Raw genomic sequence first — 12630 nt, forward strand, 5'->3', positions numbered from 1 at the left:
TGCACTCTTGATTGATTCTGCCTCCACGAACACCGTCGTCGGCGAATGCGGGCAGATGCCATGAAAGTCATGGAATAAAAGACGACTACGGTCACGCGCCGGTTTTCGGGGTGACGTCCTCTGACAGGTCGTATGAAATGGTTCGCAAGGCGGCCGTTGGCCGAAAACTGCGGAATCCCTAGAGGCAGGATGCAGGCACGGTAACAGAGCCCCCGGCAAATAGCTATAGGGTTATGTTAGCAGCCTCTCTTTTCTCAAGCGTATGGAACTCCATACTCCGGGGGCGGTCACTACCCGCCGTATACCCAGACAAATCCACTGTATGGCGGAGATTTCATGCTCAGCGTAGGCGTTGGCCCCCTCAGTCTGTCCATCGGGCACCTGTTACTGGTACTGGCCTTTGTGGTCGCTCTGATCACCGGAGCCATTACTGGCCGCAAGGAAAAAACGCCCGTGGCCGGCACCCTGGCGGACATCTTTCTGGTGGCCATGGTCAGCGCCCGAATCGGCTTTGTGGTGCGCTACTTCGGCGAGTATCAGGGCGACTGGCTGGGTATGCTGGATATTCGCGACGGCGGCTTCGACATGATCACCGGCCTGACCGCCGCCCTGGCGTTCACCAGCTACCTGATGTGGAAACGGATAGCCATACGCCGGGCGCTGGGCATTGCCGTTGCCGCCGGCCTGATCACCTGGGCCGGGACCTCCGGCATTATTGCCCTGATCAACCAGCAAGCCCAGGGCCTGCCCGAAGTCGCCCTGACCGACCTGAACGAGCGCCCGGTGGATCTGGCCAGCCTGGCCGGCAACCGGCCCACGGTGGTCAATCTCTGGGCCACCTGGTGCCCGCCCTGCATCCGTGAAATGCCGGTGCTGGAAGAAGCCCAGCAGCGTTATCCACAGGTCAACTTCGTCTTCGCCAATCAGGGTGAGCACCCGGCAACCATCCGCAAGTTCCTGATGGCCCAGAACCTGGCCCTTAGCCACGTGCTCAGCGACCGGCAAAACCGCTTCGGCCGGGTGGTGGGCAGCCACGGTTTACCCACCACACTGTTCTACAACGCCAGGGGTAATCTGGTGGACACGCACATGGGGGAGTTGTCCCGCGCCAGCCTGACCCGCAGCCTTGAGCGCTTCGATGCTCAATTTCTGAATGCGACCGGGCCCGGGCAATAAATCGCTCTGCCCGGGCCTGCGGAAGCTGCCGGCAATGCCCTTCAGGAGCCGAACAGCGCCGAGCGCAGCGGGCGCAGGAAACCCGTGCTCTCGGGCTCCCGGGTCTGGCTGGGCTGGCCATCAAATTCCAGGTAGCCATCCTCGATCGGGTCAAACCGCAGAACTTTCACATCCTGCAGATAGTTCTGTGAGGCTTTCCAGGGACCATGGGTGCCCTGGCGCGGCAAACGATCCTCTGCGCGCTTGATATAGCCGGCATCCAGAGAGCCCAGAACGGTCTCCTCGCCGAGGCTGTTCTCGGTATCCCGGGCCACGGCCACCCGGTGCCCGTGCCGGTCCATGTGGTTAATCAGCCGGCACAGGTATTCGCTGGCGATATCGGCTTTCAGGGTCCAGGAGATGTTGGTGTAGCCGAAGATCATGCCCGCGTTGGGCATACCTTCCACCATCACGTTCTTGTACACGACCTTGTTCTTGAGTACGACTTCCTCACCGTCTATCCGGGGCGTAATACCACCGAGCATCTGGATGTCCAGGCCGGTGGCCGGAATGATGATATCGGCGGCCAGCTCCTCGCCGGATTTCAGGCGGATGCCGGTTTCTGTGAAGCGCTCGATGTGGTCGGTCTTGATAGCTGCGGTGCCTGCCTTGATGGCGTCGAACAGATCGCCATCTTTCACCACACACAGACGCTGGTCCCACGGGTTGTAGTCCGGGCTGAAGTGGCGCATATCCGCCTTGCCCCTGAGCTGGCGCTTGATGATGGCCAGGAACAGCCGGCGCATCATTTTCGGGCTTTTGCGCGAACGCTCATAGAGCAGGCGCGAGATGGTGATGTTGCGGGCGCGGGTCAGCCGGTAGGCTATCTTTTCCGGCAGGATCTTCTGTAAGGCCAGGGTCACCTTGTCTGTGGAGGGCAGTGGCATCAGATACGTGGGTGACCGCTGCAGCATGGTCACATGGGCCGCTTTCTCCGCCATGGTAGGCACCAGCGTAATGGCCGTGGCACCACTGCCGATCACCACCACCTTTTTGCCATGGTAATCCAGGTTCTCCGGCCAGTGCTGGGGGTGAACAATCTGCCCTTTGAACGCCTGCTCGCCCGGGAAATCCGGCTTATAGCCCTGGTCATAGTTGTAGTAACCGGTACAGCCCACCAGAAAACTCGCGGTGTAGGTTTCGGTGTCGCCGGTTTGCTCATTCTCGGCGGTCAGAGTCCAGCACTTATCGACACTCAACCAGTCGGCGGTTTTCACCGCCACGCCGTAACGGATGTGGCGCTCAACATCATTTTCCTTCGCCGTTTCCGCAACGTAGCGCTTGATCGACGCTCCGTCGGCCAGCACTTTGCCGCCGGACCAGGGCCGGAAATTGTAGCCGAAAGTGAACATATCGGAATCAGAGCGGATGCCCGGGTAGCGGAACAGATCCCAGGTGCCGCCCAGCGACTGCCGGCGCTCCAGAATGGCAAAACGCTTGCCAGGACATTCCCGGTTGAGGTGACAGGCCATACCAATACCCGATACCCCTGCGCCAACGATCAGTACATCGTAATGTTGTTGAGCCATACCCTATCCTCTCGGAATCCGATCCGTTTTTGTCATCTTGTGTAGGATCAAGATAGCGCAGGCTGACACCGGCCCGAATTGGCCAATCTGCGCCCAGAGAATGGCTTTTTCAGTCAGTCGTGGTGGCCGATGGGGCCGTCTTTGAACAAAAACTCCCGCAGGTACTTGTCCATGGTCGGGTCTTTGCGGCGAATCCACTCGAGCACCATGGCGGCGTGTTCTTTTTCTTCATCACGGTTGTGTTCAAGAATTGCTTTAAGCTCCTGGTCTTTGCAGGCATCCACCCGCTGGTTGTACCAGTCAACGGCTTCAAACTCTTCCATCAGTGAACTGACGGCCCGGTGCATATCCCGGGTGTCGTCAGACAGCTCGCCGACCGGCTCATGATAGCTATCGTTTGCCATGTATCACTCCTGATTGCCTGTTGGATGGGTGCTCGCGTCACCCTGAGTTCCTAACCATAGCCTACCGCTGCGACAAACCCAATCCACAGCCCCGATTGAGCGACCTCCCAACCTGTGCCAAAGTGCCTGCACGTTTCCAACGAGGGCTCGCCGTTCATGAAAACCGTCTTCTCACCCTTGCACAGTCGTCGCCACGTGCACACCGAACTGGACGGCGGACTGCTGATTGACCCCCACGAAAAACCCTCAAGGGCCGAGACTATTCTGGCCCGGGTGAAGAGCCAGGCCCTGGGCGAGATTCTGGAGCCGGAAGAATTCGGGCTGGCGCCGATTCAGCGCGTACACACAGCGGATTACCTGGCGTTTCTGGAAACCTGCTGGCAAGACTGGCTGGGCGCGGGCAAACCCGGCGAGGCGATTCCCGCCGTGTGGGCTGGCCGGGGAATGCGCCACCGGGTACCCAAAGATATTGATGGCCGCCTGGGTTACTACAGCTTCGCCGCCGAGACCTCTATCTCTGAGGGCACCTGGGAAGCCGCCCGGGCCTCTGCCAACGTCGCCCTGACTGCCCAGAAACTGGTGGCCGGTGGCGAGCGCGCCGCCTTTGCCCTGTGCCGGCCACCGGGGCACCACGCCCACGCCGACCTGTTCGGCGGCTACTGCTTCTTCAACAACGCAGCCATCGTGGCCCAGGCGTTCCGGGACCAGGGCTACCGAAAAGTGGCGATCCTCGATGTGGACTTCCACCACGGCAATGGCACCCAGGCCATCTTTTACGATCGCGCCGATGTGCTCACCGTCAGCCTGCACGGCGACCCGGACCTGGTATTCCCGCACTTTCTCGGGTTTGAAGACGAGATCGGCGAGGGTGCCGGCGAAGGCTACAACCTGAACATCGTCTATCCGCCCGGCACCCCCTACCAGGTCTGGAGCCAGGGCCTGGAAACCGCCTGTGAGCGCATTGAAGTGTTCAGGCCCGATGCCCTGGTGGTGGCGCTGGGCGTAGACACCTTCGAGCACGACCCCATCTCGTTCTTCAAACTGGCCTCTGAGGACTACCTCAGCCTCGGCCAGAGGCTTGAGCAGCTGGGGTTACCCACCGTATTCACCATGGAAGGCGGCTACGATGTCGATGCCATCGGCGTCAATGCAGTCAATGTGATGCAAGGCTTTGAGGGCAAGAGCTGAGCAGTCCGGGCAATGGCTTTGGTGGAAAAAGTCATTGCCCGTAGCTTGCTAATCGGGGGATCATCACCCGATCATGCGCTAACCCTGGATACCCGCAATGAACCACTACCTGAAACCCACACCGTTCTTCGACTACGACCATCCCGCCGTCGAGGCGTGGATCCAGCAACAACTGGACGGTGTGCCCGAAGACCCGGTGGAACAGGTCAAGGCGCTGTATCTGGCGGTGCGCGACAGCATCCAGTACAACCCCTACGTGTTCAGAACCGAACCGCGCAGTCTGTCGGCCAGTTACGCCCTTGAAACCGGAGAAACCTACTGCATTCCCAAAGCGGTGTTGCTGGGTGCCGCAGCCCGGTCCATCGGCATTCCCAGCCGGCTGGGCCTCGCGGATGTACGCAACCATCTGTCCAGCCCGAAGCTGATTGAGTGGCTGCGTTCTGACATTTTCCGGATGCACGGTTTTATCGAGTTGTACCTGAACGGTCGCTGGGTGAAGGCCACGCCGGCGTTCAACCAGCAGTTGTGTGCCCTGATGAACGTTGACCCGCTGCCGTTCGATGGTGTGAACGATTCGGTATTCCAGGAGTTCACCGAAGACGGACAGGCCCACATGGAGTACATCAACGATCACGGTGTGTTTGAGGATGTACCGTTCGAGTTCATTGTCGACGGCGTTCGCCGGGCCTACAGCCACCTGTTCGAGGCCGAGGGGGAACCGGTCAACATGAATGGCAGCCTGGAGCGGGACATCGCCGGGCGTTGATCAGCCCATAAAAAAACCGGCTACCCACATCCCGTGGGCGCCGGTTACAGGGGTCAGCCTGAGTCAGGCTGTCGGCAACAACTTATTCCGCTGAATTACGGATCAGGAAGTCGAAGGCGCTCAGGGCGGCCTTTGAACCCTCACCCATCGAAATCACAATCTGCTTGTACGGCACCGTGGTGGCATCACCCGCTGCGAACACGCCAGGAATCGAGGTCTCGTTACGATCATTTACGATGATCTCGCCGTGCTGGCTCAGTTCGATATCGCCTTTCAGCCACTCGGTGTTGGGCACCAGGCCGATCTGGACAAACACCCCTTCCAGCGCCACGTGGTGAGACTCACCGGTGTTGCGGTCGGTGTAGGTCAGGCCATTCACCTTGCCGTTCTCGCCGGTAATTTCGGTGGTCTGGCCGGAAGTAATAATTTCCACATTCTTCAGGCTGCGCAGCTTCTTCTGCAGCACCTCATCGGCCCGCATTTCCGCGCCGAATTCGATCAGCGTCACGTGGCCAACAATACCCGCCAGATCGATAGCCGCTTCCACGCCGGAGTTACCGCCACCGATGACCGCCACACGCTTGCCCTTGAACAGGGGGCCGTCGCAGTGCGGGCAGTAGGCCACGCCCTTGTTGCGGTACTCTTCCTCACCGGGCACGCCCATCTGGCGCCAGCGGGCACCGGTCGACAAAATAACAGTGCGGGATTTCAGGGAAGCACCATTGGCCAGGCGCACCTCATGCAGGCCGCCCTGCTCCGCCGCCGGAATCAACTTTTCGGCGCGTTGCATATTCATGATATCCACGTCGTATTCGTTAACGTGTTGCTCCATGGCCGCTACCAGCTTGGGGCCTTCGGTGTAAGGCACGGAAATCAGGTTCTCGATCCCCATGGTATCGGCCACCTGGCCGCCGAAACGCTCGGCCGCGATACCGGTGGCAATGCCCTTCCGGGCCGCGTAAATCGACGCCGCCGAGCCCGCCGGACCACCACCAATCACCAGCACCTCAAAGTCGTCTTTCTGGTTAATTTTCTCCGCTTCTTTCTCGTCAGACCGGGTATCCAGCCGCGCCGCAATCTCTTCCAGTGTCATCCGGCCCTGACCCCAGGGCTGGCCATTCAGGTACACACTGGGTACTGCCATTACTTCGCGCTGCTCCACTTCGTCCTGGAACAGGGCGCCGTCGATGGAGGTGTGTTTGATGTTCGGGTTCAGCACGCTCATCAGGTTCAGTGCCTGAACCACGTCCGGGCAGTTCTGGCAGGACAGGGAGAAATAAGTCTCGAATTCGAATTCGCCGTCCAGCTCCTGAACCTGCTGGATGACGTCCCGCGAGGCCTTGGATGGATGTCCGCCCACCTGAAGAAGAGCCAGTACCAGCGAGGTAAATTCATGGCCCATGGGAATACCAGCAAAGCGAACACCAATGTCGCTGCCGACGCGGTTGATGACAAATGACGGACGGCGAACATCGGTTGATTCCTCGGTCCGCAGACTGATCTTTTCAGACATCGGCTCGATTTCTTCCAGCAGCTCTTTCAGCTCCTGGGATTTGTTGCTGTCGTCGTAGGCTGCCACCAGTTCGATCGGCTGCTGCAGTTTTTCCATGTAGGCCTGCAACTGTCCTTTGATATTGGCGTCCAACATATTTGGTATTCCCCTTGAATGTCGTGAAACTGCGTTTCGGGATTCGGTAATGAATCGTTCTCAGAAGATGTGAACAAGATAACGGCAGGTAGAACTTAGCTCAAATTGATTGGCCCAAACCATTTGATAGCCCTAACCTATACGAACACATCTTTTCGATTGATAGATACAAAAAAGGCCCGCGTCGCGGGCCTTTTTCACGTTTCACCGGAGACGGGAAACTTAGATCTTGCCAACCAGGTCCAGAGACGGAGCCAGTGTTTCCTCGCCTTCTTTCCACTTGGCAGGGCACACTTCGCCAGGATGTTTGCGAACGTACTGGGCCGCTTTTACCTTGCGCAGCAGGTCGTCTGCATCACGGCCAATGCCTTCGGCGGTGATTTCCATGGCCTGGATAACGCCATCCGGATCGATCAGGAAGGTGGCACGGTCTGCCAGGCCCTGGCCTTCACGCATTACACCGAAGTTGTTGGTGATGGTGCCGGTCTGGTCGCCAACCATGTAGTAGTTGATCTTGCCGATGGTCTCGGACGTATCGTGCCACGCTTTGTGGGTGAAGTGAGTGTCGGTAGACACAGAGAACACTTCTACACCCAGCTTCTGCAGCTCTTCGTACTTGTCGGCCACATCGCCCAGCTCGGTCGGGCAAACGAAAGTGAAGTCAGCCGGGTAGAAGAAAAAGATGGCCCACTTGCCTTTTACGTCGGCTTCGGAAATTTCGACAAACTCGCCCTGCTTGAATGCGGTGGCGTTGAACGGTTTGATTTCGCTGTTAACGATTCCCATCTTAGAATAACTCCTGTCGGTTCATGTGACTGATGGTTTGAAGACGATGCAAAGCTTACGCAACGGCTTATCCAAGTGAAAATTGATAATTTCCACATCCGGGATAGCCAGAACCTATCCCTACTCCGTAAGCCAGGCCAGAGACGACCACCCGCGACCACGCCCGGCTTGTTCTGGCTGCCCTCTCGTAAATGGGGCCTCAACGCCCGAATTCAACAGGGCGCTGAGTATTTGTGGGGCCCGCCTTCAGGCCAGCGGCCGTTTCGCCTCACCTGACCGCTGGCGTGTTTGCCACTGGTCATCCATGGTTACCGGCACACTGGCCGGCGGCAGAAGGTCACGGCCCCGAATCAGGTCCGCGGCCCGCTCAGCCACCATGATGGTGGGGGCATTCAGGTTGCCGTTCGGGATGGTCGGGAAGATGGAGGAATCGACCACCCGCAAGTTGCGAATACCGTGCACCCGGGTCTCCGGATCGACTACCGCCATACCATCAATGCCCATCTTGCAGGTACACGAGGGGTGGTAAGCGCTCTCCACGGCCTGGCGCACAAACGCGTCGAGCTGCTCATCGGTCTGAACATCAACACCGGGCTGGATTTCCGCACCCCGATAGTCATCCATGGCTGGCTGATTGATGATTTCCCGGGTCAGCCGCACGCAATCCCGGAAGCCTTCCCGGTCGGCCTCGTGCTCCAGATAGTTGAAGCGAATACGCGGGGCCTGTTTCGGGTCGGCTGACTGTACATAAACAAAGCCCCGGCTTTTCGGCTTGTTGTGGCCAATATGCAGCTGGAAGCCGTCGCCATCAAACGCTTCCCGGCCGTCGTAACGCATGGCCGCCGGCAGGAAGTGGTATTGCAGGTCCGGCCATTCCACACCCGCCTTGGAACGGATAAACGCACAGGATTCGAAGTGGTTGGTGGCACCCAGGCCATCCTTGCGCAGAATCCAGCGCACACCGATTTTCAGCTTGTTCCACCAGTCCAGTTTACGATTGAGCGACACCGGTTGCTTGCACCGGAACTGAAAGTAAAATTCCAGGTGGTCCTGCAGGTTCTCGCCCACCCCCGGCAGCTCGTGATTCACCTCGATACCGGCCTGTGCCAGCACTTCCGGATTACCAATACCGGACAACTGCAGCAAATGCGGAGACCCAATGGAGCCGGCTGACAGAATCACTTCCTTGCCGGCGTGCACCTCGTGCACTTTGCCGCCCTGCTCGTACCGAACGCCAGTGGCCGTTTTACCCTCCAGCAGCACCTTGTGGACCAGGGCGTGGGTGACCACGGTCAGGTTGCTGCGAGCCATGGCCGGGCGCAGGTAGGCGTTGGCGGTGGACCAGCGGCGACCGTTTTTCACGGTCATGTGCATGGCCCCGAACCCTTCCTGCTGTTGGCCGTTATAATCTTCTGTTTCCAGATAACCGGCATCAACTCCGGCGCGAACGAACGCCTTGTACAGCGGATTACGCATATTGTTGCCGTTGTTGGTGCCCAGCGGGCCGGTGTCACCACGGTATTCGTCACCACCGAAGGCCCAGGTCTCGGCTTTGCGGAAATACGGCAGTACCCGATCGTAACGCCAGCCGGTAGCGCCCTGAGCTTCCCACTCGTCGAAATCCCGTGCGTGGCCCCGCACATACACCATGCCATTGATCGAGGAGGAACCGCCCAACACCTTGCCCCGGGGGCAATGCATCCGGCGGTTGTCGAGGAACGGCTCCGGCTCGGTTTCAAACTGCCAGGCGTATTTTTTGGTGTTCATGGGGATGGACAGAGCCGTGGGCATCTGGATAAAAATGCTCTTGTCACTACCGCCAGTTTCCAGCAACAGCACTTTGCTCTGGCCATCTTCGGTCAACCGGTTGGCCAGTACACAGCCGGCCGAGCCCGCGCCCACAATAATGTAATCGTAACCGTTGTCGCTCATACCATATCTCCTCTGTGGACAGCGCACTCAGAACGGGGCGTCGAGATCCTGCATCCCGACATACACCGACTTGAGCTGGGTGTAGTAGTCCAGCGTCACCCGGCCATTTTCCCGGCCAATGCCGGACATCTTGTAGCCACCCACCGGCATTTCCGCCGGCGAAGCCCCGTAACTGTTAATCCAGCAGATACCGGCTTCAATCTGGTGAATCACCCGGTGGGCGCGGCGGATATCGTTGGTGAACACACCCGCCGCCAGACCGGTCTCGGTGTTGTTGGCCCGGGCAATCACCTCGTCTTCGTCGCGGAAGGTCAGCACCGACATCACCGGGCCGAAGATTTCTTCCTGCACGATGGTCATATCGTCGGTGCAGTCGGTGAAAATGGTCGGCTCGACAAAATAGCCGCCTTTGGAATCCTCCGGCTCAAACGCCCGGCCACCGTGGCTGAGGGTGGCGCCTTCGGCCAGGCCCTTGGCGATGTAGTCCAGCACCAGGTCCTGATGCTTTTTCGAGATCAGCGCGCCGAAATTGGTGTCCGGATTCATCGGGTCCCCGGGTTTGATGTTCTTGCGGGTACGCTCCAGCAGGCGTTCGATGAACGCCGGGTACAGGTCTTCATGAACAAACACCCGGGTGCCGTTGGTGCAGATCTCGCCCTGGGTGTAGAAATTGCCTACCATGGCCGCCGAAATGGCATTCTCCAGGTCGGCATCGTCAAAAATGATCAGCGGGGATTTACCGCCCAGCTCCATGGTGACGTCCTTTAGGGTGGACGCCGCAGCCGCCATCACCTTCTTGCCGGTGCCCACCTCGCCGGTGAACGACACCTTGGCAATCTCGGGATGATGGGTCAGCCACTGGCCTACCTCGGCCTCGCCCTGCACCACGTTGAACACACCCGCCGGCACTCCGGCTTCGATAAAGATCTCCGCCAGCTTCACCGCGCCCATGGGGGTTTCCTCGGAGGGCTTGAAGATCATCGAATTGCCGCAGGCCAGGGCCGGCGCGGACTTCCAGCAGGCAATCTGGATCGGGTAGTTCCAGGCGCCAATACCGGCACAGATACCCAGCGGCTCCCGGCGGGTGTAGTAGAAATCACCCCCCAGGTCCTGCTGATTTCCTTCAATCGACGGTGCCAGCCCGGCGAAAAACTCGATGGCATCGGCCCCGGTGACCACATCCACTGCTTCGGCTTCCTGCCAGGGCTTGCCGGTGTCCTTCACTTCCACCGCCGCCAGTTCATCGTTGCGCTCGCGCAACAAGGCCACCGCCTTGAGCAGAATCCGGCTACGCTCGACCATCGGCGTGGCAGACCATTCACTGAACCCCGCCCGGGCGCTTTCAATGGCGGCCTCCTGAATGGCAGCATCCGCCACTTCCACTTCGTAGATCACCTGGCCAGTGGCCGGATTGACCACCGGAAAGGTTTGCCCGGTGCTGTTGGCCAGAAAACGGCCGTGAATAAAATTCTGAACCACAGTAACAGTTGCAGACATAAGCGGTGACTCACCTTAATTGAAAATGTCGGGCCTTATGGGCCGTGAACGGGTTGATGGCTCAGGCGTTGGCGCCCGCCAGCGTCTTGTGGACAAAGTCTTTGCAAAAGCGCTCGCCGGCTTCAAAGCTGGCTGCCGGGCTCTGGCTCAGGGCACTGCGCAGCCAGAAACCGTCGATCATGGCAGCCGCCTGATGGGCCGCGACAGTCGCCTGCTCTGGGGGTAGCGCCTGGGCAAAGGAATAGCGCAGGTTGCTGTATAATCGCGCCTTGTTGATTTGCTGCAGGCGCTGCAGGCCGGGCTCGTGCATGGAGCGGGCCCAGAAGCTCAGCCAGGTTTTGGCCGCCAGCGCAGAACGCTGAAAGTCTGAGAAATTCGCCTCGATGATGCAGTCCAGCCGCTGGGCGGGAGAGCCCCCGGTGCGCGCCATGCGGTCACGTAACTCGGTGCCCAGCAAATCCAGGAGATGGCGCAGGGCGGCCTCGATCAGCCCCTGTTTACCGCCGAAATAATGGCTGATAATCCCGGACGACATCCCCGCCCGCTTGCTGATGCTGACAATGGTGGTGTTCTGCATACCCAGCTCGGCAATGGACGCCATGGTGGCATCAATCAATTGTTGACGGCGGGCGTCTTTCATTCCCACTTTTGGCATGACGTTTCTCACTCGAAAATTCATTGATTGAACGTTCAATCAATGAAAATCGTACCGAAACAGCGGCGGGAATTCAAATTGATGAGGCAAACGGGGCGTCTGCCAGAGCAAAGCCTTCAGGCGCCCAGACCCATAGGTGGCTGGTTTGAACGGCCAATCCGGGACACAATCATGCCTGCATCGAACAACAAGGAGCCTGCCATGTCTGCCCAACCGCAACTCACCGACGCCCTGCTGACCCTCGAAAACCGCGTGGCGACCCTCACCCTCAATCGCCATGACCTTCGCAACGCGCTGACCGGTTCACACCTGATTGAAGACATCGTCGCCACCGCCGAGTGGGTGAATCGCTGCGAAGAGGTTTCTGTTCTGGTGATCACCGGCGCCGGCTCTGCGTTCAGTGCCGGGGGCAATATTCGCGACATGGCCGAACGCGGTGGCGATTTCGCCGGGGCACCGGCCGAATGCGCCGAACGCTATCGCAACGGCATCCAACGCATTCCACTGGCCCTGGATGCAGTGGAAATTCCGGTGATTGCCGCGGTGAACGGCCCGGCCATTGGCGCGGGCTTTGATCTGGCGAACATGGCGGACCTGCGTATTGCCGCCGATACCGCCAAGTTCGGAGAAACCTTCCTGAACCTGGGCATCATTCCCGGCGATGGCGGAGCCTGGTTCCTGCAGCGCCTGATTGGTTATCAGAAGGCCTTTGAACTGACCCTGACCGGCCGAGTCATCGATGCCACCGAAGCGCAGCAACTGGGCATTGTGATCGACGTTGTACCCGCCGACCAACTGATGGACGCAGCACAGAAACTGGCCCGCACCATCGCCCAACAGCCCGCCAAAGCCACCCGCCTGACCAAGCGCCTGATGAAAATGGCCCAACGGACCGAGCTACGGGACTTTCTGGATATCTGCGCCTGTTTTCAGGGGATGAGCCACAACGAGCCGGAGCACCTGGACGCCGTTCACCGAATGCTGAACACCCTCGGCCGCACGAAATAACC

General features: G+C 59.3%; 11 protein-coding genes. 4 read left to right on the top strand and 7 right to left on the bottom strand.

The genetic code is table 11. The features are described from left to right. Positions 1-336 precede the first annotated feature (336 nt). Entirely contained in the window at positions 337-1176 is an 840-nt protein-coding gene (locus ACP2AU_RS03740; protein ID WP_426374594.1) for a prolipoprotein diacylglyceryl transferase family protein, read from the top strand. 41 nt (positions 1177-1217) lie between these two features. Here the strand turns inward: ACP2AU_RS03740 and ACP2AU_RS03745 are convergent, their stop codons facing one another. Both ACP2AU_RS03745 and ACP2AU_RS03750 read right to left on the bottom strand, forming a co-directional pair. Further along, positions 1218-2744 (bottom strand): flavin-containing monooxygenase, encoded by a 1527-nt coding sequence (locus tag ACP2AU_RS03745; protein WP_426374596.1) that lies wholly within the window; start codon positions 2742-2744, stop codon positions 1218-1220. A 113-nt stretch (positions 2745-2857) separates the two neighbouring features. Further along, a complete protein-coding gene (locus ACP2AU_RS03750) occupies positions 2858-3148 on the bottom strand; it encodes an encapsulin-associated ferritin-like protein (RefSeq protein WP_426374598.1) in 291 nt (96 codons plus the stop codon). A gap of 156 nt (positions 3149-3304) precedes the next feature. Here ACP2AU_RS03750 and ACP2AU_RS03755 point away from each other — a divergent pair, with 156 nt between their 5' ends. Together ACP2AU_RS03755 and ACP2AU_RS03760 are read left to right on the top strand one after the other, a co-directional pair. Continuing rightward, positions 3305-4336: a histone deacetylase family protein gene (locus ACP2AU_RS03755; RefSeq protein ID WP_426374600.1), complete on the top strand. Its 1032-nt coding sequence runs from the start codon at positions 3305-3307 to the stop codon at positions 4334-4336. A gap of 97 nt (positions 4337-4433) precedes the next feature. Next, on the top strand, positions 4434-5102 hold the full coding sequence (locus ACP2AU_RS03760; protein ID WP_426374601.1) for a transglutaminase-like domain-containing protein: 669 nt from the start codon (positions 4434-4436) through the stop codon (positions 5100-5102). 82 nt (positions 5103-5184) lie between these two features. Here ACP2AU_RS03760 and ahpF read toward each other — a convergent pair whose 3' ends face one another. From ahpF to betI, 5 genes are all read right to left on the bottom strand, one after another. Next, the gene (gene ahpF, locus ACP2AU_RS03765; RefSeq protein WP_426374603.1) at positions 5185-6750 is read right to left on the bottom strand and encodes an alkyl hydroperoxide reductase subunit F; all 1566 of its coding nucleotides are present in this window, start codon (positions 6748-6750) and stop codon (positions 5185-5187) included. A 222-nt stretch (positions 6751-6972) separates the two neighbouring features. Then, positions 6973-7536 carry an alkyl hydroperoxide reductase subunit C gene (ahpC, locus tag ACP2AU_RS03770; RefSeq protein WP_426374604.1) on the bottom strand — a complete coding sequence of 188 codons (564 nt, stop codon included), beginning with the start codon at positions 7534-7536 and terminating at the stop codon, positions 6973-6975. Between the two features lie 246 nt (positions 7537-7782). Next, positions 7783-9468, bottom strand: coding sequence for a choline dehydrogenase (gene betA, locus ACP2AU_RS03775; RefSeq protein WP_426374606.1), 1686 nt, complete (start codon positions 9466-9468; stop codon positions 7783-7785). A 27-nt stretch (positions 9469-9495) separates the two neighbouring features. Then, a complete protein-coding gene (betB, locus tag ACP2AU_RS03780) occupies positions 9496-10965 on the bottom strand; it encodes a betaine-aldehyde dehydrogenase (protein WP_426374608.1) in 1470 nt (489 codons plus the stop codon). Positions 10966-11026: 61 nt separating this feature from the next. After that, a complete protein-coding gene (gene betI / locus ACP2AU_RS03785) occupies positions 11027-11620 on the bottom strand; it encodes a transcriptional regulator BetI (protein ID WP_426374609.1) in 594 nt (197 codons plus the stop codon). Between the two features lie 201 nt (positions 11621-11821). Here betI and ACP2AU_RS03790 point away from each other — a divergent pair, with 201 nt between their 5' ends. After that, positions 11822-12628, top strand: a complete 807-nt coding sequence (locus ACP2AU_RS03790) for an enoyl-CoA hydratase-related protein (RefSeq protein WP_426375073.1) — start codon at positions 11822-11824, stop codon at positions 12626-12628. Positions 12629-12630: the final 2 nt, after the last annotated feature.

The organism is Marinobacter sp. VGCF2001, assembly GCF_049943275.1.
Classification (GTDB): domain Bacteria; phylum Pseudomonadota; class Gammaproteobacteria; order Pseudomonadales; family Oleiphilaceae; genus Marinobacter.

Excerpts from the sequence above, each read along its gene's own strand:
- ACP2AU_RS03740 (WP_426374594.1), top strand. The coding sequence starts at position 337 with ATGCTCAGCGTAGGCGTTGGCCCCCTCAGTCTGTCCATCGGGCACCTG.
- ACP2AU_RS03745 (WP_426374596.1), bottom strand. The coding sequence starts at position 2,744 with ATGGCTCAACAACATTACGATGTACTGATCGTTGGCGCAGGGGTATCG.
- ACP2AU_RS03750 (WP_426374598.1), bottom strand. The coding sequence starts at position 3,148 with ATGGCAAACGATAGCTATCATGAGCCGGTCGGCGAGCTGTCTGACGAC.
- ACP2AU_RS03755 (WP_426374600.1), top strand. The coding sequence starts at position 3,305 with ATGAAAACCGTCTTCTCACCCTTGCACAGTCGTCGCCACGTGCACACC.
- ACP2AU_RS03760 (WP_426374601.1), top strand. The coding sequence starts at position 4,434 with ATGAACCACTACCTGAAACCCACACCGTTCTTCGACTACGACCATCCC.
- ahpF (WP_426374603.1), bottom strand. The coding sequence starts at position 6,750 with ATGTTGGACGCCAATATCAAAGGACAGTTGCAGGCCTACATGGAAAAA.
- ahpC (WP_426374604.1), bottom strand. The coding sequence starts at position 7,536 with ATGGGAATCGTTAACAGCGAAATCAAACCGTTCAACGCCACCGCATTC.
- betA (WP_426374606.1), bottom strand. The coding sequence starts at position 9,468 with ATGAGCGACAACGGTTACGATTACATTATTGTGGGCGCGGGCTCGGCC.
- betB (WP_426374608.1), bottom strand. The coding sequence starts at position 10,965 with ATGTCTGCAACTGTTACTGTGGTTCAGAATTTTATTCACGGCCGTTTT.
- betI (WP_426374609.1), bottom strand. The coding sequence starts at position 11,620 with ATGCCAAAAGTGGGAATGAAAGACGCCCGCCGTCAACAATTGATTGAT.
- ACP2AU_RS03790 (WP_426375073.1), top strand. The coding sequence starts at position 11,822 with ATGTCTGCCCAACCGCAACTCACCGACGCCCTGCTGACCCTCGAAAAC.